We start from the raw sequence: 26,317 nt of genomic DNA, 5'->3' as shown, positions 1-26,317 counted from the left end.
AGAGCCTGGAATCGAAGAAGGTCTCCCCATGCCTCAGTTGCGTTCCCGAACCACGACTCACGGCCGGAATGCCGCCGGCGCCCGCTCGCTGTGGCGCGCCACCGGCATGACCGACGACGACTTCGGCAAGCCGATCGTCGCCATCGCCAACTCCTACACCCAGTTCGTGCCCGGTCACGTCCACCTGCGCGACCTCGGTGACGTCGTGGCCGAGACGGTCCGCGAGGCGGGCGGTGTGCCGCGCGAGTTCCACACCATCGCCGTTGACGACGGCATCGCCATGGGCCACAGCGGCATGCTCTACTCGCTGCCCTCGCGCGAGATCATCGCCGACTCGGTCGAGTACATGGTCAACGCGCACCAGGCCGACGCGCTGGTGTGCATCTCCAATTGCGACAAGATCACCCCGGGGATGCTCAACGCCGCGATGCGGCTCAACGTCCCCGCCGTGTTCGTCTCCGGGGGGCCGATGGAGGCGGGCAAGGCGGTCGTGGTCGAAGGCGTCGCGCACGCACCGACCGACCTGATCACCACCATCTCGGCCTCGGCGAACGCCGCGGTCGACGACGACGGTCTGTCCGAGGTGGAGCGCTCCGCGTGCCCGACCTGCGGCTCCTGCTCCGGGATGTTCACCGCGAACTCGATGAACTGCCTGACCGAGGCACTGGGCCTGGCCCTGCCCGGCAACGGTTCGACGCTGGCGACCCACGCCGCGCGCCGCGAGCTGTTCCAGGAAGCCGGTCGCACCGTCGTGAACATCTCCAAGCGCTACTACCAGCAGGACGACGAGACCGTCCTGCCTCGATCCATCGCCAACAAGCAGGCCTTCGAGAACGCGATGGCGCTCGACATGGCCATGGGCGGATCGACGAACACGGTGCTGCACACCCTCGCCGCCGCACAGGAAGGCGAGATCGACTTCACCCTCGACGACATCGCCGAGATCAGCCGCAAGGTGCCGTGCCTGTCGAAGGTCGCGCCGAACTCCGACTTCCACATGGAGGACGTGCACCGGGCCGGCGGCATCAGCGCGATCATGGGTGAGCTCGACCGCGCCGGCCTGCTGCACCGCGACGTCGCCTCGGTGCACAGCGAGAGCCTCACCGCGTGGCTGTCCGATTGGGACGTGCGCGGGGAGTCCCCCTCGGAGAAGGCCCTCGAGATCTTCCACGCCGCACCCGGCGGAGTCCGCACCACGCAGGCGTTCTCGACCAACAACCGCTGGTCGTCGCTGGACACCGACGCCGCCGAGGGGTGCATCCGCGACATCGAGCACGCCTACACCGTCGACGGCGGCCTGGCCGTGCTCAAGGGCAACCTCGCCGAGGAAGGCGCGGTCATCAAGGCCGCGGGCGTCGAGGAGGAGCTCTGGCACTTCCAGGGCCCGGCCCGCGTCCTGGAGAGCCAGGAGCAGGCGGTCTCGGCGATCCTGAAGAAGGAGATCCAGCCGGGCGAGGTCCTGGTCATCCGCTACGAAGGACCGGCGGGCGGCCCGGGAATGCAGGAGATGCTGCACCCGACCGCGTTCCTGAAGGGCTCCGGCCTCGGCAAGAAGTGCGCGCTGATCACCGACGGCCGGTTCTCCGGCGGATCGTCCGGCCTGTCGGTCGGGCACATCTCGCCGGAAGCCGCGGGCGGCGGAGCGATCGGACTGGTCGAGAACGGCGACCAGATCCTCATCGACGTCCACGAGCGCAAGCTGGAACTGCTGGTCGACCCGCAGGTCCTGGCCGAGCGCCGCGCCAAGATGGAGGCCAGCGAGAACCCCTGGCACCCCGTCGACCGCGAGCGCACCGTCACCACCGCCCTGCGCGCCTACGCCAAGCTCGCCACCTCCGCCTCCTACGGCGCAGTCCGCGACGTGAACAAGTGATCTGCGTTGGGTGGGTGACGCCGACACGTGATCTGTGTTGGGTGGGGTGGGGAAGTTTTCATGAAAACTTCCCCACCCCACCCAACACACCCAGGTGGGGTGACGAGAAAGCACCTTCGGTGCTTGCCTGACGAACTCATCTCCTGACCACGAAAAATCGGGCCCCGCTCCTGGGTTGGAGCGGGGCCCGATTTTCGGTGCACGCCTCAGGGGCGGTGGAAGAGGATCAGAATCGCCGCAGCCGCGCCAGCCGCGACGATCAGGCCGAAGAAGCCGAATCCCAACGGACGGCGGAACCACACACGCCCGTAGTCCAAGGCCACCCGACCGGGGCCGGTGAACATCAAGCCGAGACCGAGGGCACCGAGGATGGCATCCATCTCGAACCCGCCGTCGGCGTTGAAGAAACCGGCGCCCAGCTTGACGAACACCGCGCTGGCCATCAGGCCCACCACACCGGCCGCGGCGGCGGGCGTGAACAGACCGAGGACCAGCAGCGCACCCGCACCGAGTTCGGTGCCGCCGGTGACCAGCGAGAGCGCGGCGCTCTGCTGGAAGCCCATGCCGGACAGTACTTCCGCGAAGCCTTCCGGGCCCGGGCCGTTGAACGCGCCGAAGAGCTTCTGCGCGCCGTGCAGGAGGAAGACGCCTCCCAGCGCGAAACGCAGGATCAGCAGTCCGAGGTCTGTTCCACCGTTCCAGGCGAAGGGCTTGCGCTTCTTGCCGAGCTCTTCGGCGTAGCCGGACTCTTCGCCGACGCCGCCCACCAGCGAGGTCGCTTCGCCGTCGCTGTAGCCGTCGTCTTCGTCGTAGTAGTTGTGTTGCCGTGCGCCGAGGCTCTGCGTGCTCCTGGCCGCACCCTTGGCGCCGCGCGGCCGCTGGGCGTGCGCGCCGTAGCTGCGATCGTCGGGGGAGCCGCCCGCACCGCCGGGGCGATCGTCATGGATGCTCACGCCGCAGGAGGTTAGGGCATCTTCACCCGATAGTGCGACCCTTTGAGGGAAAACCTTTCCGACACGTGACAGGTTCGATACCGCAAGTGTCCGTTCAGGTGGAAAATGTGCAGATGGAGGATCCCGAATTCGGCGAGAGCGCGCCCGGAAGAACCGATGTTTCGGCAGGTGGATCGCGTTTCCCGGAGTTCGGCGAAGCCTGGCCACCGGGTTCGTTCGCCCCGCGAGCGGTTCTGATGCTTCCCGAACTCATTTCGGCGCCGGAATTGCTTCCGCTGGATTGCACGGCGCAGGTGCTGAATTGGTCCCCCTCGCACATTTCCGCCAGCAGCCCGGATGAGCACATCGCCGATGCCGTCGAGGTCCTCGACGACGCCGACGTGCCCGACTGCGTGGTCCTGGCGTGGTCCGGCGGCACCTCCACCGCCGTGGCGATGGCCGCGCGCCACCCCGAGCGGGTGCGGGGGCTGCTGCTGCTGGCCGGACCGCCCACCGCGGGAGTCGAAGCGCTGCTGGCCAACCTGGGCCTGCCCGACTCGGCCCGCAGGCTGCTGGCCTCAGGGGGCTCGGCCTCGCTGAAGCTGGCCGGCGACCTGCTGGAAGGCATCATCTCCCAGCTCCCCGTGGGCGACTGGCCCGCCCGGATCCTGCACCAGGTGGGCGTGCTGCCGACCGGTCGCCGCCCCACCACCGCCGTCGCGCTGCGCAGGCTCGTGCAGCACGACTGGCGCAGGCACGCCGAACTCGCGCTGGCCTGGAGCGCGTCCGCCCGCGACGAGCCGCCGCGCATCACCTGCCCCATCACGCTGCTGGCCGGGCGCCACGATCCGCTGGGCGAACCGCTGACCGCAGCGCGGCAGATCGGCTCCCTCCCGCAAGCCAGGGTGCGGCTGCTCGACGCCTCCCACTTCCTCCCGTTCGAAGACCCCGGCACGGTCCGGGAGGAGTTCGACCTGCTCCTCCGCCGCGTCGAGGCCGTCGAATGCGCGCGCCTGGGGATCGACCCGCCGCCCCCGCCGGTGCGACGGCTCCGCTTCCCCCTGCCGGACGCCCGTCCTCGGCGCAGGGCGCTGCGGCCACCGACATGACCCCGAGGCGACGGGTGGCTCACCCCGGGTTCACCGCGGGGCGGATAAGGTCGCGGGTGTGATGGGTCGGTCTCGTGCGCTGGTGAGCGCCTTCGCGGTGCTCGGGGTCGTGCTGAGCGGATGCGCCCAGTTCCCCGACGAGCACACCCGGCCGTTCGCCGAGCAGCCATCGCTGGCGCCGCAAGCCGGACCGCAGCCCTCCTTCGAGAGCGAAGTACCGCCTTCCGAAGCGCCGGGCGCGCCGAACCCCCAGCAGCCACCGCCGCAAGCGGTCGGTTGCGAAGACCCCGACCCGGCGGTGGTCGCCACCTGCCTGAACCCGGTCGGGGCCATCGCGGTGCTCCCGGACGGGCAGAGCGCGATCGTCGGCGAACGCACCACCGGTCGCGTGCTGCGCGTCCAGAAGGGGTCGGAACCCGTTGAGCTGGCGCGGATCTCGGTCGACGCGAGCAGCGGTGGCGGGCTGACCGGGCTGGCCCTGTCGCCCACCTACCACGAGGACGAGCTCTTCTACGCCTACGTCACGACCGGCTCGGACAACCGGGTAGTGCGGATCGCCAGCGGCGACAGCCCGAAACCGGTGCTGACCGGAATCCCCAAGGGCTCCAGCGGGAACTCCGGCGCGCTGCTCGACGACGGCAAGGGCGCGCTGCTGGTGGCCACCGGAAACGGCGGCGACCCGGCCACCGCGGCCAACCCGACCTCGCTGGCCGGGAAGATGCTGCGCATCGACGGTTTCGGCAAACCGGCGGAGGGCAACCCGCAGCGGAACTCACCGGTGGTCACCTCCGGGCTCAACGAACCGACGGGCATCTGCGGCACCGCCGCGATGAACATGTTCTGGGTGACCGACCGCAACAACGGCCAGGACGCGCTCCACCAGGTGAGGATGGGCGAGCCGCTGGGCACCCCGGCCTGGACCTGGTCGGACCGGCCCGGGGTGTCGGGGTGCGCGGCCGACGCGTCCACGGTGATCGTGGCGCTGCGCGACGCCTCCGCCCTCTACACGCTGCACCCGGCGCCGGACGGGAGCTTCACCGGGCAGCCCACCAAGGTGCTGGAGAACCGCTACGGCCGCTTCTCCACCGCGACGCTGGCCCCGGACGGCCTGGTGTGGCTGGGCACCACCAACCGCGACGGCGACCGTCCCGTCCCCAGCGACGACCGCGTCCTGCGGCTCGAACCACCCACCGGCGGCACCGCGGGCAAGGACTGAGGCTCGGTCTGCCCAGCAGTGCGGGCCGAGTCCCGCGCCTGGGAACAGATCGAAACGACTCCTCCTAGGCGTTGATGCCGCGGTCGATGAGTCCGGTGAGCAGGTCGATGGCGTCCTCGTCGGCTAGCGCCACATCCGCTGAACTCCCCCGCGCGAAGAACGCCCCCGACCTGGCGAGGTCGGGGGCGTTCTGGGAACTTCCGCGCTACTGGCCGCAGGCCTTGAGGACGAGTTCGCGCACCCGCTTGGCGTCGGCCTGGCCCTTGGTGGCCTTCATGACCGAGCCGACGACGGCACCGGCCGCCTGGACCTTGCCGCCGCGGATCTTCTCCGCCACGTCCGGCTGCGCCGCCAGGGCCTCGTCGACCGCCTTCTGCAGCTCGGAGTCGTCGGAGACGACCTCGAAACCGCGCGCGGCCACGACCTCGTCCGGTTCGCCCTCGCCGTCGAGCACGCCGTCGACGACCTGACGGGCCAGCTTGTTGGTCAGCTTGCCCTCGCCGACCAGCGCCACGACCCGCGCGACCTGCTTCGGCGTGATGGCCAGGTCCGCCAGCTCGACACCGCGGGTGTTGGCCTGCTGCGACAGGTAAGCCACCCACCACGAGCGGGCGTCGCCCGGAGCCGCACCGGCCTCGACGGTCTCGGCGATGAGCTCCAGCGCACCGGCGTTGACCAGGTCGCGGAGCTCCTCGTCGGACAGACCCCAGTCCTCCTTGGCGCGACGGCGGCGCTCCCAAGGCAGCTCCGGCAGGGTCTGGGACAGCTCCTCGACCCACTCGCGGGACGGCGCGATCGGAACCAGGTCGGGCTCCGGGAAGTACCGGTAGTCCTCGGAGGTCTCCTTCGGGCGACCCGCCGAGGTGGAACCGGTGGACTCGTCGAAGTGCCTGGTCTCCTGCACGATCGACCCGCCGGAGGTCAGCACCGCCGCGTGCCGCTGCATCTCGTAGCGGACCGCGCGCTCGACGCTGCGCAGCGAGTTGACGTTCTTGGTCTCGGTGCGCGTGCCGAACTCGCTCGCACCCTTGGGCATCAGCGACACGTTCGCGTCGCAGCGCAGCGACCCCTGGTCCATCCGCACGTCGGAGACGTCCAGCGCGCGCAGCAGGTCGCGCAGCGCCGTCACGTAGGCGCGGGCGACCTCGGGAGCGCGCTCACCGGCACCGGTGATCGGCTTGGTGACGATCTCGATCAGCGGCACGCCGGCGCGGTTGTAGTCCAGCAGCGAGTAGTCGGCGCCGTGGATGCGACCGGTGGCGCCGCCCATGTGCAGCGACTTGCCGGTGTCCTCCTCCATGTGCGCCCGCTCGATGTCGACGCGGAAGGTCTCGCCGTCGTCGAGCACCACGTCGAGGTGACCGTCGAAGACGATCGGCTCGTCGTACTGCGAGGTCTGGAAGTTCTTCGGCTGATCCGGGTAGAAGTAGTTCTTCCGGGCGAACCGGCACCACTCGGCGACCTGGCAGTTGAGCGCCAGGCCGATCCGGATCGCGGCCTCGACGGCCTTGCCGTTGACCGCGGGCAGCGCTCCCGGCAGGCCCAGGCACACCGGGCAGACCTGCGTGTTGGGCTCGGCGCCGAACTCGTTGGCGCAGCCGCAGAACATCTTGGTCTTGGTGGAGAGCTCCACGTGGACCTCGAGGCCCAGCACCGGGTCGAACCGGTCCAGCACCTCGTCGTAGTCCATGATCTCGGCGACCGCCGTCACTCGTCGTCACTCCCCTTGCGCAGCGCGCGCACCGCCAGCGCGGTGCCGGTGATCAGGCCGAGCGCGGTGATGATGACGTCGGCCAGTTCGAGCTTGTCGTTCTTCTCGCGGGCCGCCTTGTAGCTCGACTTCAGCCCGAAGGCCGCCGAGACCACGGAAGCGAGCTGGAACGCTGCCTTCAACTTCGGGTTCACTTTGCGACCTCCTGCATCGGTGGCGTGGGAACGGCTCATACCGCGGCCTCCAGCTTCGGGGCACGGTTGATCAGCGGGCCGCCCTGCTCGGCGTCCCGGGCGGCCTCGTAGGCCGCGCCGACGCGGTAGAGCCGGTCGTCGGCCATCGCCGGAGCCATGATCTGCAGCCCCACCGGCAGACCGTCCTCATCGGACAGCCCGCAGGGGAGGCTCATGGCGGCGTTGCCCGCCAGGTTGGACGGGATGGTGCACAGGTCGGCGAGGTACATCGCCATCGGGTCGCCGACCCGCTCGCCGATCTTGAACGCCGTGGTCGGGGTGGTCGGCGAGACCAGCACGTCGACCTGCTCGAACGCGGCGGTGAAGTCGCGGGTGATCAGCGTCCGCACCTTCTGCGCCTGGCCGTAGTAGGCGTCGTAGTAGCCCGACGACAGCGCGTAGGTGCCGAGCATGATGCGCCGCTTGACCTCAGGGCCGAAGCCCTCCTCGCGGGTCAGCGACATGACCTGCTCGGCGCTGCGCTCGCCGTCGTCACCGACGCGCAGGCCGTAGCGCATCGAGTCGAACCGGGCCAGGTTCGACGAGCACTCGCTCGGCGCGATCAGGTAGTAGGCGCCCAGCGCGTAGTCGAAGTGCGGGCAGGAGACCTCGACGACCTCGGCACCCAGCTTCGAGAGCTGCGCGACCGCGGCGTCGAAGGCGCGCTGCACGCCCGGCTGGTAGCCGTCGCCGGAGAACTCGCGGACCACGCCGACCTTCACGCCGCTCAGGTCACCGCCGGAGCCCTGCTTGGCGGCCTCGACGACCTGCGGGACCGGCTGGTCGATCGAGGTCGAGTCCATCGGGTCGTGCCCGGCGATCACCTCGTGCAGCAGCGCCGCGTCCAGCACGGTGCGCGCGCAGGGACCCGGCTGGTCCAGCGACGAGGAGAAGGCCACCAGGCCGTAGCGGGAGACGCCGCCGTAGGTGGGCTTCACGCCGACCGTGCCGGTCACCGCACCCGGCTGGCGGATCGAGCCGCCGGTGTCGGTGCCGATGGCCAGCGGTGCCTCGAACGCGGCCAGCGCGGCCGAGGAGCCGCCGCCGGAACCGCCCGGGATGCGGTCGGTGTCCCACGGGTTGCGGGTCGGGCCGTAAGCCGAGTTCTCGGTGGAGGAACCCATCGCGAACTCGTCCATGTTGGTCTTGCCCAGCACGACCACGCCGGCCTCGCGCAGCCTGCGCGTGACGGTCGCGTCGTAGGGCGCCATCCAGCCCTCGAGCATCTTCGACCCGACGGTGGTGGGCATGTCGGTGGTGGTCAGCACGTCCTTGAGCGCCAGCGGTACACCGGCCAGCGGCGAGGCCGCCTTGCCCGCGGCCCGGTCCTCGTCGGCCTTGCGGGCGGCGGCGAGCGCGCCCTCGGCGTCGACGTGCAGGAACGCGTGGACCAGCGAGTCCACGGCGGCGATGCGGTCGAGGTGCGCCTGGGTCACCTCGACCGACGTGACCTCACCTGCCGCCAGCTTGGCGGCCAGCTCGGACGCGGTCAGCCCGGTCAGGCTCATCAGGCCTCCTCAGTCAAGATGCGGGGGACGCGGAAGCGGTCCTCTTCGGCTGCGGGCGCCGCTGCGAGCGCCTGCTCGCGCGTCAGGCCCGGGCGGATCTCGTCCTCGCGGAAGACGTTGGTCACCGGCACGGCGTGCGACGTGGGTGGGATGTCGTCCGCAGCGACCTGCCCCACCTGCGCCACCGCGTCGAGGATCTGGTCGAGCTGGCCGGCGAAGGTGTCGAGCTCGGCCTCGGTGACTGCCAGCCGCGCCAGGCCGGCGAGGTGTGCGACCTCGTCGCGGGAGATCTTGGACACTGCGAAGGCTCCCTGGTCATGTCCGGTTTACTAGTGCATCCCAGTCTATGGCGACCACGCTGCCAGACCTGGCAGGGGTCGTGCCTGGCGAGGCGCGCCCGGGAACTTTCCCGAATGGCCTGGTCGTTCTACTCCGTGGACGGCTGTAGCAAGGTGACTACACCGCGTCTGACACAATTTCTCCGCGGTTGTTCCTCGCGCGTGCGGCCGCGCAAGCGGATGCGCACGCGAAGGAGAACGCGCGGCCGGCGAGGTGTCGCGCACGAAACTGGAGGCGTTGAGTCCGGTGTCCTTCCTCATCCGGGTGCAGATACCGGATCGGCCCGGCAACCTCGGGTCGGTGGCGAGCGCGCTCGGCGAGATCGGTGCCGACATCCTCAGCGTCGACGTCGTCGAACGCGTCGGCGGCGTGGCCATCGACGACCTCGTGGTGGAGCTGCCCAGCGGGCGCCCGCCGGACGTGCTGATCACCGCCGCGGAATCCATCGACGGCGTCGAGGTCGACGCCGTGCGGCCCTACGCGGGCGTGCTGGACACCCACCGCGAGCTGGAGCTGGTCGAGGAGATCGCCGCGGAACCGGCGCGCGGCCTGCAGATCTTCGCCGAAGGCGTCCCGAAGATCATCCGATCGGGGTGGGCGATCGTGTTCGGGCACCGCTCCGGTGGCGCCGAGCAGCTGGCCGCCAGCACCTCCGCCCCGCAAGAGGGCTACCTGGAGCTCCCGTGGCTGCCGCTCCCGCGCGCCACGATCCTCGACGGCGACGAGGCGTGGGTGCCGGAGACCTGGCAGGAGCTGGGGACCGAGCTCGCCGCCACGCCCATCGGCAAGCCCGACCGCGTCCTGCTGGCGGGCCGCCCGGGCGGCCCGATGTTCCGCGCCGCCGAACTCGCCCGCCTCGCCCACCTCGCGGGCATAGTCTCAGTAGTCCTCGACAGCTGAAGACCCCGAGCGCGGCTGGCGCTCCTGCGCACCAAGTCCCAGTTTTAGTCCAAACTGAGCCGACATAACGGACATGATCATGGCTCGGTTCGGACTAAAACCGGGAACTGACAACCCACCGTTGACACGGTCGCGCCCCCGGTCGTCCCTCGCGGGTCGCTGAACCGCGGGTCAGGCAGCCAGGTCGAGGGAGTAGCCGAGCAGGGTGATGTCTCCCGTGGGGCTCCAGTCCCGGTCGCGCAGCCTCGCGAAACCCATCCGCTCGTAGAGTCGTCGCGGCGTCTCCGCGGTCTCCGAGACGCACAGCACGACCCGGGCCGCGCCCTCGGCCCAGGCGCGCTCCAGGACGGCGTCCACCAGCTGCCTGCCGATGCCCTGACCACCGGCGTCGGGCGACACCGCGAGCATCCGGAACTCGACCTCGCCGTGACGCGCGATCTGCGCGTAGCCGTCGCCGGGACGGCACACGGTCACGGTGCCGACCGGGTGGTCGCCGTCGAGCGCGACGAGCAGTTCGGCCTCGGCCGAGCGCGTCGCGGCATCGCGCAGGACCGACACGTACGAACCGTCTGCCGGGAGGTTGCCCGCGTCCGCGTAGGCCTTCGCCGAGATCTCTCCCACTGCCTCGTGTTCCGCCGGCAGAGCGGCGCGAATCGTTGCCATGGCCGCGATCCTGCCACCCCGCACCGTCGCTCCCCTCACTCCTCGGGCGGCAGCGCCCGCTCAGCGGCCGCCTCCGGACCCTCCTGGAGCAGCACGGTGAAGCCGTCCTCGTCGAGCACCGGCACCTTCAGCTGCATCGCCTTGTCGTACTTCGACCCCGGCGAGTCACCGACGACCACGAACGACGTCTTCTTCGACACCGAACCGGCGGCCCGACCGCCCCGGGCCATGATCGATTCCTTCGCGCCGTCCCGGGAGTACTGCTGCAACGTCCCGGTGACCACGATCGACATGCCCTCCAACGTCCGGGGGATCGACTCGTCGCGCTCGTCGGCCATCCGCACTCCGGCCTCGCGCCACTTGCGCACGATCTCGCGGTGCCACTCCACCGCGAACCACTCGCGCACCGCCGTGGCGATCGTCGGCCCGACGCCGTCGGTGTCGGCCAGCTCCTCCTCCGAGGCCTGCTCGATCCGGTCCAGCGTGACGAACTCCCTGGCCAGCGCCTGCGCCGCGGTCGGCCCGACGTGCCGGATCGACAGCCCGACGAGGATCCGCCACAGCGGCTTCTGCTTGGCCTCCTGGAGGTTCGCCAGCAGCTTGGCCCCGTTGGCCGAGAGGTTCCCCTCCTTCGTCGTGTACAGCGGCGTCTTGAGCAGCTTCGCCTCGTCGAGGTCGAACAGATCTCCCTCGTCACCGAGCACACCGGCGCCCAGCAGCGCGGAAGCGCCCTCGTAGCCCAGCGCGTCGATGTCGAGGACCTTGCGGCTGGCCAGGTAGAACAGCCGCTCCCGCTGCTGGCCGGGGCAGCCCTGCGCGTTCGGGCAGCGCAGGTCGACGTCGCCTTCCTTCTGCGCCGCCAGACGCGCTCCGCACTCCGGGCACGCCTCCGGCATCACGAACTCGCGCTCATCGCCGGTCCGGACGTCGGCGACCGGCCCGAGCACCTCGGGGATCACGTCCCCGGCCTTGCGGATCACGACGCGGTCACCGATGAAAACGCCCTTGCGGCGCACTTCGTCGGCGTTGTGCAGGGTCGCCATGGACACGGTCGACCCGGCGACCTTCACCGGTTCCATGACCGCGAACGGCGTGACCCGCCCGGTGCGCCCGACGTTGACCTCGATGCCCAGAAGCTTGGTGGTGGCCTGCTCCGGCGGGTACTTGTAGGCGATCGCCCAGCGCGGGGCCCGCGAGGTCGTGCCGAGCCTGCGCTGCAGCGGCACCTCGTCGACCTTGATGACGATGCCGTCGATCTCGTGCTCGGCGGAGTCCCTGTTCTTGCCCCAGTTCTGGATGTGACCGAGCAGTTCATCCGCAGTGGACAGGACGACGGTGTGCCGGGAGACCGGCAGTCCCCACGCCTTGAGCGCCGCGTAGGACTCCGACTGCCGCTCCGGCTCGAATCCCTCGCGTCTGCCCAGACCGTGGCAGATCAGCCGCAGCGGCCGCGAACGGCTCACCCGCGGGTCCTTCTGCCTCAGCGACCCGGCGGCGGCGTTGCGCGGGTTGGCGAAGGGCTCCTTGCCCGCGTCGACGAGTTTCGCGTTGAGCTCGGCGAACTCGTCGACCCGGAAGAAGATCTCGCCACGCACCTCCACCAGCTCCGGAACCGGGTACTCGTCGGTGCCCGACAGCTGCTCGGGCACGTCACCCATGGTGCGCACGTTGAGCGTCACGTCCTCACCGGTGCGGCCATCGCCCCGGGTCAAAGCCCGTTCCAGGTGGCCGTCTCGGTAGAGGAGGTTGACCGCCAGGCCGTCGATCTTGAGCTCGCAGAGGTAGTGCGCGTCGCCACCGACCTCGCGCTCCACGCGCTCGACCCACGCCCGCAACTCCTCGGAGTCGAAGGCGTTGTCGAGGCTCAGCATCCGCTCCAGGTGCGCGACCGGGGTGAACGCGGTGGAGAAGGTGCCGCCGACGACCTGCGTGGGCGAATCGGGGGCCTGCAGCGCGGGGTGATCGGACTCCATCCGCTGCAAGCGGGTGAACAGCTCGTCGAACTCGCCGTCGGCGATCGTGGGCGAGTCCAGCACGTAGTAGCGGAACTGGTGGCCGCGGACCTCTTCGGCCAGCTCCGCGTACTGTTCGCGCACGTCGGGCGGCACGTCCTCGACGCCTTCGGCCGCGCCTGCGGCCGCTGGGTCGGCGGGCACGCCGTCGGCGTCGTCGCTGGGATTGAGCTCGTGCACGTCCTCGCTGGTCACGCCCCGAGACTAACGAGCTACCCCGACACGGGCACGCAGCGGCTCACTGCGCGTTGCGGTCGAGGTCGGTGACGAGCTCGCGCAGTTCGAGCAGACCGATGGCGTCCGCGGGTTCGGCCTCAGCGGTTTCCACCCGCCCCAGCCGGTCGGCGGCCAGCCGCTCGCCGAGGGCCGCGTCCAGCGGCAGGAAGGTCAGGGCGCGGCGCGCGCTGTCGTCGAGCTTGTGGAAGCCCGGGTGGTACACGGCGACGTCGACCAGGCCCTCCGCCTCGTCGACCTGCGCGGCGATCCGCACCTCCTCGAGGGGGTACTTCTCACCGCGCAGGTTCACCGTGACCTCGGTCGGATCGGGAACGGCCGGCACGGCGTCGTGGTACTCGAAGAGCGTGTCGGCGGCCGGGGCTGCGGCCATCCAGGCATCGGTGCGGGGCCGCAGCTCCGGGTCGGCCTGGCTGCTGATGACCAGCGCGTACGCGGCCTTCTCCCCGTGTTCCAGGCTGAAGGTCAGATCCGGGTGCACCGCGGCGACGGCGTCGGCGACCAGCGCTTCGATGCGCTGCGGCTCGCTGTCACCGAGCGCGGAGGCGATCTCCGGCAGGTTGTCGTCCCACCACTGCCAGAACGCCGCGGCCCGCTCCGCGGCCTCGGCGGCGAGGTCGACCGGTTCGGCGGGCACTTCGGCTTCACGGCGGCGCAGGAACCTGAACATGGGAACTATTGTGCCGCCCCGCCGAGTCGGCCGTGGCGGGACGAGGAATTTCACCCCGGGAGCTCGTCGCGGACGAGCGCGGTGACCGCCGCCGGTTCCGCACCGCGCACTCCCGCCACACCGGACAGGACTCCGGACAGGGCGCTGCGGGAGTCCTCGTGCATGACCTGCCGCAGCACCTGCATCGCGTGCAGACGGTTCCGGCTGACCAACGCGGGACGCTCCCAGATCCCGCTCCACACCAGTTCACGCAGGGTCTGGTCCACTTCGGCGCACGGAGGCCGCACCCCGGCGAGGATCTGCTGCACGACGGGCAGGTCCAGGCAGTCCGCTGTGGTGGCGACGTAGCGGGCCAGCGATCGCAGAACGCGCCGCTGGTCGTGCTCACCGGCCGCGCGCAGGGCGGTCAGCATCTCGACCGGGTAGCCGTCGAGATCGCCCAACGGCATCGATTCGAGGTCGTCCGGCCAGGGCGCGACCGGGTAGGTGCAGAGGTCCCCGGTGAGCCACTCCTCGGTGGGAACCTCCCCGGTGATCCGCCCGGCCAGCGCCAGCATCAGCGGCACCGGAGGCCCCTGCGACCAGGGAAGGGGCTCGCGATGTGCTTCGATCCCGTCCGGATCGGCACCTTCCCGGTACTCGGGGAGCACGGCTTCGAAGGACGTCTGGATCACGCCATCGGCGGCGTGCACGAACCGCGTGCGCACGTCTTCGTCCCAGTAGCACGAGACGGCCTCCGGATGCGCGACCCGCCGCAGCACCTCGGGACGAATGCCCTGGTCACCGCTGTCCTCGACGACCAGCGTCCACTCCCCGACGGAGCGCAGCGCGATCATCGGGTGCTTCTCCTGGTAGGCGAACGACTCCTCGCAGAACTCGTCTATGTCCAGCGACCTCCCGCGGGAGGTCACGGCACCGAAGGACTCGGCGACCCGAGCGCGGTCGCTGTCCCGGACCAGGGTCAAGCACGCCGCGTCCCGGATCGTGCTCCGCTCGATCCAAGCGACGCGGTGAAGCTCGCTGACGCATTGACTCCCCACGGAGCTCTTCCTACCAGCGCAAAGGTCGATTCACGGCCATTTCGGCAAAACATTCGGACAACGAGACGGACTCAACCGGTCCAAACGGACGCGTACCGATCAACCTTCCACAGTGGACTGACCGTCCGCCGGAGGTGAACGGCCGATCGATTCCGATCAGGATTCGGCTTCGTCGGCGAAGAGCTTGGCCAGGTCTTTGGTGAGCGAGATTGCACGGCGCGCCCAGGCCGGTGATGCTCCGGCGAGACCGCAGGTGGGCGTGGGAACGGCCTGCTCGGCGAGCGTCTTCTTGCCGAATCCGAGTCGGGTCGCCAGGTCGAACGCCGGCTGGGCGATGCGGCGCAGCTCGGCCTGACCTGCGGGTTCGGTGGTGGGGACGAGGCCGAGGAACAGCGGGACGCCCTCTTCCCAGGTTTCGCCGAGCTCGTCGGCGAACGCGCCCTTGACGTCGCCGAGGCGGGAGGCGTCCAGCGAGATCGCACCCACGCCGGCGCGGCGCAGCAGCTCGACCGGCGGCCTCGGTGCGCAGCAGTGCACGACGACGGGCGAACCCGTTGCCGCGCCGAGCTTTTCGATCACCTCGCCGAGCAGCCGCTGAGCGTCCGGTTCGGGCACGGCCGCGACGTTGCCGTACCCCGACGGCGTGGGCAACGATCCCTTCAGCACGGCGGGCAGAGACGGCTCGTCGAGCTGCACCACGACCCGCGAACCGGTCCGCGCGGCCACTTGTCCGACGTGCGCGATCAGCCCTTCGGTGAGCGAGTCGGTGAAGTCGCGCAGGGCTCCGTGATCGGTGAGCACGCGGTGCCCGCGCATCAGCTCGACGCCGGCCGTGAGCGTCCACGGCCCCGCCGCCTGCACCTTCACGACCCGGGGCGCCCCCGCCTCGCCGACCGCCTGCTCCAGCGCGTCGAGGTCCCAGCGCAGCAGGTCAACGGCCCGCCGGTGATCCATGCCCGGCGCCGAGGCGACGCGATACCCCGAAGGCACGACCTCGACGGCCAGGTCGACCAGGAACCCCGCGGTCCGCCCGAGGATGTCGGCTCCGCCACCACGCGCGGGCAACTCGGGCACCGGCATCAGGTCCGGCAACTCGCCGACCACCGTCCGCGCGGCCTCCACCGGATCCGTCCCCGGCAGAGACCCGACGGCTGTTGCCACACCCGGACCCCACGCTGCTTCAGTCACTCCCTCATTATCGACCGCCGAGATGATCCGGCACGCACGGGTGACCACCGTTCCGGAGCGGCCCCTTTCCCCTGGCCGGGGAGCTCAGACCCCGGGGAGTGAGCGAAAGGTTCCCAAGCGTTCGCCCGACGGAGGTCAGGTGAGTTCGTCGCGGAGGACTCGTTTGAGCAGCTTGCCGGAGCTGTTGCGGGGCAGGTCGTCGACGAAGTGGATCTGCTTGGGGACCTTGAACCCGGCGAGGACCTGGCGGGCGTGCTCGAGCAGTTCCGCTTCGCTGATCTCGTCCTTGGCCACGACGACGGCCGCGATCCGCTCGATCCACTTCGGGTCCGGGACCGCGATGACCGCGACCTCGCCGACCGCGGGATGCGTGTAGAGGGCGTCCTCGACCTCGCGGGAGGCCACCAGCACCCCGCCCGTGTTGATCACGTCCTTGATCCGGTCGACGACGAAGCAGTAACCGGCCTCGTCGCGGCGGACCAGATCACCCGAGTGGAACCAACCGCCCCGGAAGACCTCCTCGGTCTCCTCCGGTTTGTCCCAGTACCCGGTGCACAGCTGCGGTGACCGGTAGACGATCTCGCCCGACTCGCCGGGCGCGACCTCCTCGCCCTGGTCGTCGACGACCTTCGCCTCCACGAACAGCACCGGCCGCCCAGCGGAATCCGGTCGCTCGTCGTGCTCCTCCGGGCGCAGCACGGCGGCCAGGGGCGCGATCTCGGACTGCCCGAAGCAGTTGTAGAAACCGAGTTCGGGCAACTGCTCGCGCAGTCGCCGCAGCACGGGGCCGGGCATGATCGACGCGCCGTAGTAGGCCTTGCGCAGGGTCTTCAAGTCGCGGGTGGCGAAGTCGGCGTGGTTGGCGAGCGCGACCCACACCGTCGGCGCAGCGAAGAAGGACGTGATCTTCTCGCTCTCGATGCGCCGCAGGATGTCCGCCGGATCGGGCACTTCGACGAGGTGGTTGCGCGCGCCGATCATCAGGTGCGGCAGCAGGAACACGTGCATCTGCGCCGAGTGGTAGAGCGGCATCACGTGCAGCGGCAGGTCGTTCTCGCCGAAGTCCAGCGCGTGCAGGCAGGAGACGTACTCGTGCAGCAGCGCGCGGTGGGTCATCATCGCGCCCTTGGGCAACGACGTGGTGCCGGAGGTGTAGAGCAGCTGCACGAGGTCGTCGTCGGCGACGTCGACGTCGATGGCAGGAACGTTCCCCTCAACGCTGCGCGAAAGCAAGGATCCCTTCGCGTCGCGCAGCGGGATGACCTGCTGCAGGGAACTTTCCTCCCGCACCTCGTCGACGTTGCCGGCCAACGCAGGATCGACCAGTGCGAGGGAACTTCCCGACTGCGCGAGGAGATAGGAGAGTTCCCCTCCGGTCAGGTTGTAGTTGATCGGCACGTGCACCAAGCCCGCCCTGGCGCAGGCCAGGAAACCGATCAGGTAGGCGTCGGAGTTCTTGCCGTAAGCCGCGATCCGATCGCCCTTGACCGCCCCTGCCTCCAGCAGGAACCCGGCGGCCCGGCTGACCGCGGCGTCGAGCTCGGCGTAGCTCCAGACCCGCTCGTGGCCACCGGAATCGACGAACCGCAGCGCCTCCCGATCGCCCACGCGCGCAGCGCTCCGCCGCACCACGTCCGCGACCGCACTCCCCCGAAGCTCCACCATCAGTCCTCCCACGCCATCGTGTGAGGCCAGACACTAACCCGGCAAACCAGTCGGCACTAGACGCCGGCTAGCCCGGACGGCCCCACCTCCTCGCCGGGGAACTCACCGAAGGCGGCCGTGGCGCTTCCGATCAAGAACAGCGGCCAACGCAATCGATCTGCCGCCGGAAGACGTCAGCGGTCGAAGCGATCCGACTTCACGGCATCGATGAACAATCGCACGGGACAGAAGTCCCCATGGCCCTCGGTTTCCCCAGGGTGAGGGAGGTTTTCATGAAAACCTCGGTCTCGTGATGGGAGGGAAGTTCTCATGAAAACTTCCCCACCCCACGTCAGCGGGTGCCCGAGATGATGCCGCTGCCCAGCACCAGGTCTCCCGCTCCGTCCGGGCGGTAGAGGACGACCGCCTGGCCAGGGGCGACGCCCTGGAGGGGCTGGCGGAGCTGGATCGTGAAGTTCTCGCCGTCGAACTCCGCGACCGCATCAGCCGTGCCGCCGTGGGCGCGGACCTGGATCACGCACTCCGTCGGGCCGTCCAAAGGCTGCTCGGACGGCCAGATCGGTCGCTTCGCGTCGATCTCGGTGACCGCCAGGTGCTCGCGGGAACCCACCTTCACCGTGCCCGAAACCGGCTCCAGGGACAGGACGTAGCGCGGCTTGCCGTCCGCAGCGGGTGCGTCGATGCCCAGGCCCTTGCGCTGGCCGATCGTGAACCCGTGCACGCCCGTGTGCTCGCCGAGCACCGCACCGGTCTCCTCGTCGACGAGCTGGCCCGGGGCCTGGCCGAGCTTGTTCTCCAGGAAGCTCTTGGTGTCGCCGTCGGGGATGAAGCAGATGTCGTGGCTGTCCGGCTTCTTGGCGACCGCCAGGTCCTGCTCGGCGGCCTCCTCGCGAACCTCCGACTTCAGCGAACCGCCGAGCGGGAACATCGAGTGCCGCAGCTGCTCGGAGGTCAGCGACGCGAGCACGTAGGACTGGTCCTTGCCCTCGTCGCGGCTGCGCCGCAGCTCCGGAACACCGTCCACCGTGGACAGTCGGGCGTAGTGGCCGGTGCACACGGCGTCGAAGCCCAACGCCATCGCCTTCTCCAGCAACGCCTCGAACTTGATCTTCTCGTTGCAGGTCAGGCAGGGGTTCGGAGTGCGGCCCGCCGCGTACTCGCCCACGAAGGTCTCGATGACCTCCTCGGTGAAGCGCTCGGCGAAGTCCCACACGTAGAACGGGATGCCCAGCAGGTCGGCTGCGCGGCGCGCATCACGGGAGTCCTCGACGGTGCAGCACCCCCGCGCGCCCGTCCGCAGGGTTCCGGGTTTGGCGGACAGCGCGAGGTGCACCCCGACCACGTCGTGGCCGGCGGCAACCGCCCGCGCCGCCGCGACCGCGGAATCGACCCCACCGCTCATGGCTGCCAGCACTCGCACGACTCACACCTGCTTCCTTCTTGCTGATCAGTGTCGATCATTCCGTGGCGGCGGTCGCCGCCGAAGACCGACGCAACCCCGCCAAACCGGCACCGCGTGCGCGCTGCACCACCGGACCGATGACATCGGTGAGCGCCTTCACGTCGGCCGCCGTCGAACTGTGCCCGAGGGAGAACCGCAACGATCCCCGAGCGGCCTTCGGATCGGCGCCCATCGCCAGCAGCACGTGGCTGGGTTCGGACACTCCCGCGGTGCAAGCCGAACCCGTCGAGCACTCGATTCCCTTGGCGTCCAGCAGCATCAGCAGGCTGTCACCTTCGCAGCCGGGGAAGGTGAAGTGCGCGTTGCCCGGCAACCGCGACGGACCACCACCGATGATCTGGTCACCCGGATCGCCGTTGAGCACCACGTCCGGGACCGCCGCGCGCACGCCGTCGATCAACTCGTCCCGCAGCTTCGCCAGCTGCGACGCGTGCGAGTCGCGCGCCTCGACGGCCTCCCGCACCGCCGCCGCCAACCCCAGGACACCGGGGGTGTCGAGGGTCCCGGAACGCACCTCGCGCTCCTGGCCGCCTCCGTGCAGCACCGGAGTGCACTTGACGTCGCGGGACAGCAGCAGCACACCGGCACCGTAGGGGCCGCCCACCTTGTGGCCGGTCATGGTCAGCGCCGACGCACCGGACGCCGCGAAGTCCACCGGCAGCGTCTCGACGGCCTGGACCGCGTCGGTGTGCAGGGGGATCCCGTGACGCTGCGCGATGGCGGTTAGCTCCGCGACGCGGTTGACGGATCCGACCTCATTGTTGGCCCACATCACCGTCGCCAACGCCACATCATCCGCGCTGGTCAGAGCCTCTTCGAACACCTCGGGAGTGATCCGCCCGGCCGCATCCGCCTCCAGCCAGGTCACCTCGGCTCCCTCGTGCTCGGCCAGCCACTCGACGGCGTCGAGCACCGCGTGGTGCTCGACCGTGGAGGCCAGGACCCGGCGACGGGCCGGGTCGGCCGCTCGGCGTGCCCAGAAGATGCCCTTGACCGCGAGGTTGTCGCTCTCCGTGCCCCCGGCGGTGAACAGCACCTCCGAGGGCCGAGCGCCGAGGGCGTCCGCGATGTCCTCGCGGGACTCCTCGACCTGCCGCCGCGCCCGCCGACCCGAGGTGTGCAGGGACGAAGCGTTGCCGATCCGGGTCAACGCCTCGCTCATCGCGGACACCGCTGTGGGCCGCATGGGCGTCGTGGCAGCGTGGTCGAGGTAAGTCATCGCTCATCCAGGGTAATGCAAGCTGACCGCCGTCTCCCCTGCGGTCCAACGGAACGCGCAGGTCAGACCGGTTCGGCCCGACCTGACCGGAGCAGCATCACAGCCGCGGGCACCGCCACCACCAGCAGCACCAGATCCAGCGGCAGCACACCTCGGGTCGGCGCGGCCCCGCTCGCCAGCGCGCTGACCACCACGCCACCGGCCCCGACCAGCAGAGCCTGCCCGAGCATGTCGGAGATCTGCAGCGCCGAGGAGTTGAACCCGCGCTCGGCCTCCGGGGACCGCGAGAGCACGGTGACGGCCGTCGTCGCCACGGAAATTCCCATCCCCATCCCGGCCACGAACCACCCGACGAACACCAGCCACGGCACGCCCCAGACGGGCAATGCCCACACCAGCGCGAACACACCCGTCCCCACCAGGCCGAACCCTGCCGCGACGATCTGCTCCCCACTCATCCGGCGCTGCCTGCTCTGCCAGAGAGCACCGACCGACCAGCCCACCGATCCCACCGTCAGCGGGACGCCTGCGCCTGCCGGGGAGAAACCGTGCACCACGGTCAGACTCAGCGGGACGAACGCCTGCGCCGTGAAGAACAGCCCGGCGAGAAGGCCCCGCGAGAGCACCATGACCGGCAGCCCCGGGCGGGCGCGCAACGTTCCCTCCGGCAGCAGCCGCAGCAACGAGGGGACCAGCACGACCACCCCCACGACCGCCACCACGAGCCCGAGCGGGGACCTCTGGTTCGCCGACCAGTTCAGCGCCACAACACCGGCCGCCGCGCCCACCGCGGCCCACGGCAAGCCGGGCCGGGCAGCAACGCGCCCTTCACCCCGCGCGCCGAAGCGGCACAGCGTGGGAACCAACAGCGCAGCACCGAGGCAGACCAGCGGAGCAAGACCGCCGAACACCCACCGCCAGCTCGCGTGCTCGGTCAGCAGTCCTGCGATCAAGGGACCCATCAACGCAGGCACCACCCACGCTGCCGAGAGCGCCCCGAAAGCGGCCGGCCGGTGCCGCTCGGGGTAGACGCGGGCGATCATCACGTAGAGGGACACGATCAGCACACCGCCGCTGAGGCCCTGCACCACGCGCGCGAGCAGCAGCACCGCCATGCTCGGAGCGGCGGCCGCGATCACCAGACCACCCGCGAACGACGGCAGCGCAGCCAGCAACGACGAAGACGGTCCTCGGACGTCCGCGATCCTGCCGCCGATCACGGTCCCGACCGCGCTGGACGCCAGGAACACCGTGAACGGCCAGGAGTACCACTGCGATGCGTGGAAATCGGCGACGATCGTGGGCAGTGCGGTGCCGAGTCCCATCGCCTCGAACGCCACCAGCGTGATGACCAGGATCAGCCCCGCGGTGAACGCGCGGCGCTGCGGATGCCACAGCGCGCTGTCGGAATGGTCGCTGGTGTTGTCCTCGACGATGCCCACCGGACCAGGCTGCAACTTCCACCCCGGTGGAGGTCCAGCGCTCCCACCCGCCCGGAGCAGCGATCCACCCGGCCGTTCCCGGATTTCCGCTGAGATCACCGCTCCCGGCTCCGTTGTCCGCCTGGCGGCGGCGAGCATGGGAACCTTCCTGTCACATCCTCACGAGCGGTAGACCGAGTCCCCCGTTGGCCGGGACGCGGTCCGGGTCAAGCAGCGACTGGTTCGGCGGGGATCTCGTGTCCCCTGCGCGCTCCGGTGATGTCGGTGATCGCGGCTTGAGCCTCCAGGGCCAGGGACTTGCGGTCATCACCGGTCAGTTCCGGAAGAACGACGACCTCCACCACGAGACCGCGCATGCGAGCGACCGAGAGGACCGAATCGGCCAGGCTCGCGTCGCCCAGGAAGGCCGCCGCCGTGGTCAGCTGCCCGCCCCCGTCCCTGAAGCGCACCGCCACCGGCTGCATCGGAGCCCCCGCGTCCAACGCGGCCTGGAAGACCGCTGGACGGAACGTGCCGCTCGCCGAACCGCACCACGTGGTGCCTTCCGGGAACGTTCCGATCACCGCTCCGGCCCGGAGCTCATCGGCGATCGTGGCCACCGCGCCCGGCAATGCCGAGAGCCGATCGCGGTCGATGTAGACGGTCCCGATCCGCCCGGCCAGCGAACCCAGCACCGGCCACGACCGGACCTCGACCTTGGCCAGCATCTTCATCGGCGTGAGCACCTGGAGCGCCACGACGTCCAACCACGAGACGTGGTTGCACACGACCAGCCCACCACCGGGTTTGAGCGTGCCGTCCAGCTCCAGCCGGATGCCCAGCGCTCGCAACAACATCCGGAACCACTTCGGCACCGCCCGGCGCCGCAGCGACGACGGGAGGGCCAGCACCATCGCGCTCCCGAGCAGCAGCAGCGCGATGGTGATGCCGATGCGCATGACCAGCCGCAGCCGGCCGACCTCGGTGCCGGGGTCGCGCGGCGGCAGGCAGTCCGGCCCGCACGGCGACTCCGGCATCCACGAGTGGCTCATGCCGCCTCTCCGAGGAAGAACCGCATGTATCTCTGATCGGCGCGTTCCAGGTCCACCAGCACGAAGAAGTCCGCCACACCGAATTCCGGGTCGTGTGCGGGTGGTCCGCAGACCTCCGCGCCCAAGCGCAGGTAACCGCGCAGCAGGGGCGGGATCGTCGAGCGCTCGTTGATCTCACCGGGCTCCCACGGCTGGTGCGGGAGCACCCGGCGCTCCTCCGGCGCGTAGTGCTTCTGCGAGACGGTCCGCCACACGTGCGCGGCCTGAACCCCGCCGTCGTCCAGCGGCACCGAGGCGCAGCCCACGAGCATGGTGTGCCCGTGCAGCAGCATGTAGCGGGCGATTCCCGTCCACACCAGGCTCACCACGGCTCCGTTGCGGTGGTCCGGGTGCACGCAGGACCGGCCGGTCTCCACCAGCGACGGACGCAGCGGATCCAGGGCCGAGAGGTCGAATTCGGTTTCCGAGTAGAGCATTCCGGCTGACGAGGCGCGTTCGGGCGGCAGCATCCGATAGGTGCCGACGACCTCGCCGCTGCGGTCTTCCCGCACGATCAGGTGGTCGCAGTGGTCGTCGAAGGAGTCCTGGTCGACGCCGAACTCCCCGCCCTTGACGGTGGCGCCCATCTCCTCCGCGAACACCCGGTGGCGCAGGCGTTGTGCGGCGTGGACCTCGTCGGCATCACGAGCGACGAGCAGCGAGTAGTGTGCGTCGACCGCCGCATTCGGTGCGGCGCTGGCCAGCAGCTGCATCTCGGACATGTCCAAGGTGTATCGCCGCGCGACGAACGCCCAACACACCAGCGGATGACACGGAGCCGGAACTTTCGGTGAATGCCAGGTGCGTACTACTCCATCCGGGCCCGTGATACCGCCCGTTGCAGCACGTCAGAGGGGCTCGGCTGGGTCGCCATCTCCACAGCGACGTCCCGTGCGCACTCGGCGAACGCCGGTTCGTCCAACAGCCTGCGCACCGTGGCGCGCACCGTGCCCGCGTCGACGGTGGCCGGGTCGAGGGACAACCCGACGCCCCTGGCGACCACGCGCTCAGCGGACAGCGGGTTGTCGGCGAACGAAGGCAGCACCAGCTGCGGAACGCCGTAGTGCAGCGGCGCGGCCGTGGTCCCGGATCCGCCGTGATGCACCAGCAACGACGTGGTCGGCAGGAACGCCGACAACGGCAGGTAACCCACCGAGCGCACGTTGTCCGGCAACCCACCGAGCTCGATCTTGCCCGCCAGCACCACGTCGACGTCCACGTCGGCCAGCGCGTCGAGGACGACGCTCGCGCTGCTCGTGCCGGACATCAGGGGAACCACCGTGCCGAGGGTGACACCGACGCGGGGCCTTTCCGGTCGCCTCAGAGCCCAGTCCGGGACGGCTGAGCCGCCGTTGAAGGGAACGAACCGCATGGGCCACCAGGGCACCGCGTCGAACGCGTCCGGCTCGTCGGCGGCCAACCCACCCATGCTCGGCGGGCGCGGATCGATCCGCGCGATCACCTCCGGCCCGTTGCCGGCGATGGCCAACCGTTCGCGCAGCAACCGGTCCACGTCCTCGTTGACCCGGAACGGGCTGTCCGCGTCGCGGCTGGACCACGAAACCCGGTTGCCCACCTCCAGAGCCGGAACGCCCAGCGCCGCCGCGGTCAGCCCGCCCGCGGGGTGATCGCTGGTGTGCACCACGATCTCGGCTCCGAAAACCCGCCCCGCCTCGACTGTTCCCTCGGTCATCGCGAGCGTGAACGGGCCGAACGGCCCCCGCTCGGTGCGAGCGACCTCGGCGAAGGTCCCGGCCATCCAGCCCGGTAGGCCCGCGAGCTGTTCGGGGGTGGGGCCGGCCGGCGACATGGCGGCTCCCATCACCGCGTCCCAGCGCTCGTGGTCGGGGAAGACATCGACCAAGGGAAGTCCTGCGCGCGAGAGGACGTCGACCATCTCGGAAGCGCTCGCGAAGAGCACTTCGTGACCGGCGGCACGGGCGGCCCACACCAACGGCACGATCGGCAACGTCAACCCGTGCGCGGGCCCAGCGGTGAACAGAATCCTCACAAGACCTGAGCTTGCCACTCCGCATGACCGAACACCGGCCACTTCGGTGAGCAAGGGAACCTTCCTGCCATCGCGACGCACCTCACACGGGAAGCGAGGAGAGGAACCTTCCTGTCACCAACGCTGAACGCGTCGGACCGCCCGCACGCGAGCGCCCCGGTTCCTGCGGTGCCTGGGAACCTTCCTGTCACCGCTCGCCGGTCGGCGCTGACGTGAGGATGGGAACCTTTCGCGCACGCCGCTGCCCGGGCCGGCCGACCGTGGAGGCTAGATTCACCCCCATGCAGATCGAGCGCGTCGACCTCTACACCGATGGCGCATGCAGCGGAAATCCCGGCCCGGGCGGCTGGGGCGTCGTGCTGCGCTACGGCGATCACGAGCGGGAGCTCTACGGCAAGGACCCGACCACGACCAACAACAAGATGGAGCTGATGGCCGTGATCGAGGGCTTGGCCGCCCTCACGCGCCCGATCCCCGTGGTGCGCGTCTACACCGACAGCACCTACGTGCTCAAGGGCATCACGCAGTGGATGCGCGGGTGGAAGCGCAACGGCTGGATGACCTCGGCGAAGAAGCCGGTCAAGAACGCCGATCTGTGGCAGCGGCTGGACTCCGAGTGCTCCCGCCACGGCGAGGTCCAGTGGGAGTGGGTCAAGGGTCACGCCGGGCACCCGGAGAACGAGCGCGCCGACAAGCTCGCCTGCAAGGGCCGCGACGAAGCTCGCTGAACGACGAGAAGCGGGCCGTGCTCTGGTGTGAGCACGGCCCGCTTGTTCGCGTCAGGGGTCAGCCCTTGCGCTTGGTGACCTCTTCGGTGAGCTGCGGGGCGACCTTGAACAGATCTCCCACCACGCCGTAGTCGGCGATCTCGAAGATCGGCGCCTCAGCGTCCTTGTTCACCGCGACGATCGTCTTGGACGTCTGCATGCCCGCCCGGTGCTGGATCGCACCGGAGATGCCCAGGGCGATGTAGAGCTGCGGCGACACGGTCTTACCGGTCTGACCGACCTGGAACTGGTGCGGGTAGTAACCCGAGTCCACCGCGGCGCGCGAGGCACCCACAGCCGCACCGAGGGTGTCGGCCAGCTTCTCGACGACCTCGAACTGGTCGGCCGAACCGACACCGCGACCACCGGAGACCACGATGCTGGCCTCGGTGAGCTCGGGACGGTCGCCAGCCTCGGCCGGCTGACGGCCGGTGATCTTCGCACCGGAGGCGGCCGGGACCTCGACCTGCTCGACCGCGGCAGCACCCGAGGCCTGCTCGGCCTCGATGGAACCGGGCAGCACGGTGATCACCGGGGTGCCCTTGGTGACCTTCGCCTTGGCGTCGTAGGTGCCACCGAACAGCGAGTGCGAAGCCACGCCCTCACCGTCGACGTCCACGACCTCCGACAGCAGACCCGAGTCCAGGCGGATCGCCAGACGACCGGCGACCTCCTTGCCATCCACCGACGCCGGCACCAGCACCGCCGCCGGGTTCGCCGAACCCGCCAGCGCGGCCAGCACGTCGACCTGCGGCGTCACCAGGAACTGCGCGGCCTCCGCGGACTCCGCCGCGTAGACCTTCGCCGCACCGTAGGAACCCAGGGCCTCCGACAGCTTGCCCGCCGTGCCCGGCTCACCGACGACGACCGCCGACGGCTCACCGATGCGACGCGCTGCCGTCAGCAGCTCGTAGGTGACCTTTTTGACCTCGCCGTCCACGTGATCGACGAGGACCAGAACCTCAGCCATGAATCAATTCCTCCTCGAAAACCGCGAACGACTCAGAGCAGCTTCTCGCCGGCCAGGAACTCAGCGACGCCCACGCCGCCTTC

The 26,317-nt window shown here is 70.0% G+C and carries 23 protein-coding genes; 5 read left to right on the top strand and 18 right to left on the bottom strand.

Going from position 1 to position 26,317, the window contains the following annotated elements; all coding sequences use genetic code 11:
* The first annotated feature begins 28 nt into the window (after positions 1-28).
* Positions 29-1,873, top strand: a complete 1,845-nt coding sequence (gene ilvD, locus ACYVF3_RS18005; protein ID WP_461155385.1) for a dihydroxy-acid dehydratase — start codon at positions 29-31, stop codon at positions 1,871-1,873.
* A gap of 206 nt (positions 1,874-2,079) precedes the next feature.
* On the opposite strand, the gene ACYVF3_RS18000 is transcribed toward ilvD, so the two are convergent.
* Positions 2,080-2,826, bottom strand: a complete 747-nt coding sequence (locus tag ACYVF3_RS18000) for a DoxX family protein (RefSeq protein WP_461155384.1) — start codon at positions 2,824-2,826, stop codon at positions 2,080-2,082.
* 293 nt (positions 2,827-3,119) lie between these two features.
* Between ACYVF3_RS18000 and ACYVF3_RS17995 the strand changes: the two genes are divergently transcribed.
* Positions 3,120-3,914 carry an alpha/beta fold hydrolase gene (locus tag ACYVF3_RS17995; RefSeq protein ID WP_461155383.1) on the top strand — a complete coding sequence of 265 codons (795 nt, stop codon included), beginning with the start codon at positions 3,120-3,122 and terminating at the stop codon, positions 3,912-3,914.
* 61 nt (positions 3,915-3,975) lie between these two features.
* Positions 3,976-5,130 (top strand): PQQ-dependent sugar dehydrogenase, encoded by a 1,155-nt coding sequence (locus tag ACYVF3_RS17990; protein ID WP_461155382.1) that lies wholly within the window; start codon positions 3,976-3,978, stop codon positions 5,128-5,130.
* A 205-nt stretch (positions 5,131-5,335) separates the two neighbouring features.
* Here ACYVF3_RS17990 and gatB read toward each other — a convergent pair whose 3' ends face one another.
* Genes gatB through gatC form a run of 4 tightly spaced genes read right to left on the bottom strand, consistent with a single transcriptional unit; the run spans position 5,336 to position 8,881 of the window.
* A complete protein-coding gene (gene gatB / locus ACYVF3_RS17985; RefSeq protein ID WP_461155381.1) occupies positions 5,336-6,841 on the bottom strand; it encodes an Asp-tRNA(Asn)/Glu-tRNA(Gln) amidotransferase subunit GatB in 1,506 nt (501 codons plus the stop codon).
* A complete protein-coding gene (locus ACYVF3_RS17980; protein ID WP_145737724.1) occupies positions 6,838-7,035 on the bottom strand; it encodes a hypothetical protein in 198 nt (65 codons plus the stop codon). Before ACYVF3_RS17980 ends, gatB begins: the two co-directional genes overlap by 4 nt.
* A 35-nt stretch (positions 7,036-7,070) precedes the next feature.
* Entirely contained in the window at positions 7,071-8,582 is a 1,512-nt protein-coding gene (gene gatA / locus ACYVF3_RS17975; RefSeq protein WP_461155380.1) for an Asp-tRNA(Asn)/Glu-tRNA(Gln) amidotransferase subunit GatA, read from the bottom strand.
* Positions 8,582-8,881, bottom strand: coding sequence for an Asp-tRNA(Asn)/Glu-tRNA(Gln) amidotransferase subunit GatC (gatC, locus tag ACYVF3_RS17970; RefSeq protein ID WP_461155379.1), 300 nt, complete (start codon positions 8,879-8,881; stop codon positions 8,582-8,584). Before gatC ends, gatA begins: the two co-directional genes overlap by 1 nt.
* A gap of 286 nt (positions 8,882-9,167) precedes the next feature.
* On the opposite strand from gatC, the gene ACYVF3_RS17965 reads away from it, so the two are divergent.
* Positions 9,168-9,821 (top strand): ACT domain-containing protein, encoded by a 654-nt coding sequence (locus ACYVF3_RS17965; protein ID WP_461155444.1) that lies wholly within the window; start codon positions 9,168-9,170, stop codon positions 9,819-9,821.
* Positions 9,822-9,992: 171 nt separating this feature from the next.
* Here the strand turns inward: ACYVF3_RS17965 and ACYVF3_RS17960 are convergent, their stop codons facing one another.
* The 12 genes from ACYVF3_RS17960 to ACYVF3_RS17905 form a co-directional block, all read right to left on the bottom strand.
* A complete protein-coding gene (locus ACYVF3_RS17960; RefSeq protein WP_461155378.1) occupies positions 9,993-10,484 on the bottom strand; it encodes a GNAT family N-acetyltransferase in 492 nt (163 codons plus the stop codon).
* 35 nt (positions 10,485-10,519) lie between these two features.
* A complete protein-coding gene (gene ligA / locus ACYVF3_RS17955; RefSeq protein WP_461155377.1) occupies positions 10,520-12,691 on the bottom strand; it encodes an NAD-dependent DNA ligase LigA in 2,172 nt (723 codons plus the stop codon).
* Between the two features lie 43 nt (positions 12,692-12,734).
* Entirely contained in the window at positions 12,735-13,400 is a 666-nt protein-coding gene (locus tag ACYVF3_RS17950) for a hypothetical protein (RefSeq protein ID WP_461155376.1), read from the bottom strand.
* A gap of 50 nt (positions 13,401-13,450) precedes the next feature.
* Positions 13,451-14,440: a DUF6461 domain-containing protein gene (locus ACYVF3_RS17945; protein ID WP_461155375.1), complete on the bottom strand. Its 990-nt coding sequence runs from the start codon at positions 14,438-14,440 to the stop codon at positions 13,451-13,453.
* 156 nt (positions 14,441-14,596) lie between these two features.
* Positions 14,597-15,628, bottom strand: coding sequence for a methionine synthase (locus ACYVF3_RS17940; RefSeq protein ID WP_461155374.1), 1,032 nt, complete (start codon positions 15,626-15,628; stop codon positions 14,597-14,599).
* Between the two features lie 135 nt (positions 15,629-15,763).
* Entirely contained in the window at positions 15,764-17,293 is a 1,530-nt protein-coding gene (locus tag ACYVF3_RS17935) for a fatty acyl-CoA synthetase (RefSeq protein WP_461155373.1), read from the bottom strand.
* 331 nt (positions 17,294-17,624) lie between these two features.
* Positions 17,625-18,713: a tRNA 2-thiouridine(34) synthase MnmA gene (gene mnmA, locus ACYVF3_RS17930; protein WP_461155372.1), complete on the bottom strand. Its 1,089-nt coding sequence runs from the start codon at positions 18,711-18,713 to the stop codon at positions 17,625-17,627.
* A gap of 37 nt (positions 18,714-18,750) precedes the next feature.
* A complete protein-coding gene (locus ACYVF3_RS17925) occupies positions 18,751-19,974 on the bottom strand; it encodes a cysteine desulfurase family protein (RefSeq protein WP_461155371.1) in 1,224 nt (407 codons plus the stop codon).
* Positions 19,975-20,036: 62 nt separating this feature from the next.
* Positions 20,037-21,416 (bottom strand): MFS transporter, encoded by a 1,380-nt coding sequence (locus ACYVF3_RS17920; protein WP_461155370.1) that lies wholly within the window; start codon positions 21,414-21,416, stop codon positions 20,037-20,039.
* Positions 21,417-21,622: 206 nt separating this feature from the next.
* Positions 21,623-22,447, bottom strand: a complete 825-nt coding sequence (locus ACYVF3_RS17915; protein ID WP_461155369.1) for a lysophospholipid acyltransferase family protein — start codon at positions 22,445-22,447, stop codon at positions 21,623-21,625.
* The gene (locus tag ACYVF3_RS17910) at positions 22,444-23,208 is read right to left on the bottom strand and encodes a GNAT family N-acetyltransferase (RefSeq protein ID WP_461155368.1); all 765 of its coding nucleotides are present in this window, start codon (positions 23,206-23,208) and stop codon (positions 22,444-22,446) included. The genes ACYVF3_RS17915 and ACYVF3_RS17910 overlap by 4 nt, the downstream gene beginning before the upstream one ends.
* An 86-nt stretch (positions 23,209-23,294) precedes the next feature.
* Positions 23,295-24,497, bottom strand: a complete 1,203-nt coding sequence (locus tag ACYVF3_RS17905) for a nucleotide disphospho-sugar-binding domain-containing protein (RefSeq protein WP_461155367.1) — start codon at positions 24,495-24,497, stop codon at positions 23,295-23,297.
* Between the two features lie 281 nt (positions 24,498-24,778).
* Here ACYVF3_RS17905 and rnhA point away from each other — a divergent pair, with 281 nt between their 5' ends.
* On the top strand, positions 24,779-25,225 hold the full coding sequence (gene rnhA, locus ACYVF3_RS17900) for a ribonuclease HI (protein ID WP_461155366.1): 447 nt from the start codon (positions 24,779-24,781) through the stop codon (positions 25,223-25,225).
* A 58-nt stretch (positions 25,226-25,283) separates the two neighbouring features.
* On the opposite strand, the gene ACYVF3_RS17895 is transcribed toward rnhA, so the two are convergent.
* Positions 25,284-26,234 carry an electron transfer flavoprotein subunit alpha/FixB family protein gene (locus ACYVF3_RS17895; RefSeq protein WP_461155365.1) on the bottom strand — a complete coding sequence of 317 codons (951 nt, stop codon included), beginning with the start codon at positions 26,232-26,234 and terminating at the stop codon, positions 25,284-25,286.
* Between the last annotated feature and the right edge of the window lie 83 nt (positions 26,235-26,317).

This window comes from Saccharopolyspora tripterygii (assembly GCF_054778355.1).
Note: the sequence above shows the minus strand (reverse complement) of the source record. Positions and strands in the feature narration are given on the sequence as shown.

Bases quoted from the DNA above. Each gene is read 5' to 3' on its own strand.
- ilvD (WP_461155385.1), top strand. From the start codon at position 29: ATGCCTCAGTTGCGTTCCCGAACCACGACTCACGGCCGGAATGCCGCC.
- ACYVF3_RS17990 (WP_461155382.1), top strand. From the start codon at position 3,976: ATGGGTCGGTCTCGTGCGCTGGTGAGCGCCTTCGCGGTGCTCGGGGTC.
- gatA (WP_461155380.1), bottom strand. From the start codon at position 8,582: ATGAGCCTGACCGGGCTGACCGCGTCCGAGCTGGCCGCCAAGCTGGCG.
- ACYVF3_RS17960 (WP_461155378.1), bottom strand. From the start codon at position 10,484: ATGGCAACGATTCGCGCCGCTCTGCCGGCGGAACACGAGGCAGTGGGA.
- ACYVF3_RS17950 (WP_461155376.1), bottom strand. From the start codon at position 13,400: ATGTTCAGGTTCCTGCGCCGCCGTGAAGCCGAAGTGCCCGCCGAACCG.
- ACYVF3_RS17935 (WP_461155373.1), bottom strand. From the start codon at position 17,293: ATGGTGGAGCTTCGGGGGAGTGCGGTCGCGGACGTGGTGCGGCGGAGC.
- ACYVF3_RS17925 (WP_461155371.1), bottom strand. From the start codon at position 19,974: ATGACTTACCTCGACCACGCTGCCACGACGCCCATGCGGCCCACAGCG.
- ACYVF3_RS17915 (WP_461155369.1), bottom strand. From the start codon at position 22,447: ATGAGCCACTCGTGGATGCCGGAGTCGCCGTGCGGGCCGGACTGCCTG.
- ACYVF3_RS17910 (WP_461155368.1), bottom strand. From the start codon at position 23,208: ATGTCCGAGATGCAGCTGCTGGCCAGCGCCGCACCGAATGCGGCGGTC.
- rnhA (WP_461155366.1), top strand. From the start codon at position 24,779: ATGCAGATCGAGCGCGTCGACCTCTACACCGATGGCGCATGCAGCGGA.
- ACYVF3_RS17895 (WP_461155365.1), bottom strand. From the start codon at position 26,234: ATGGCTGAGGTTCTGGTCCTCGTCGATCACGTGGACGGCGAGGTCAAA.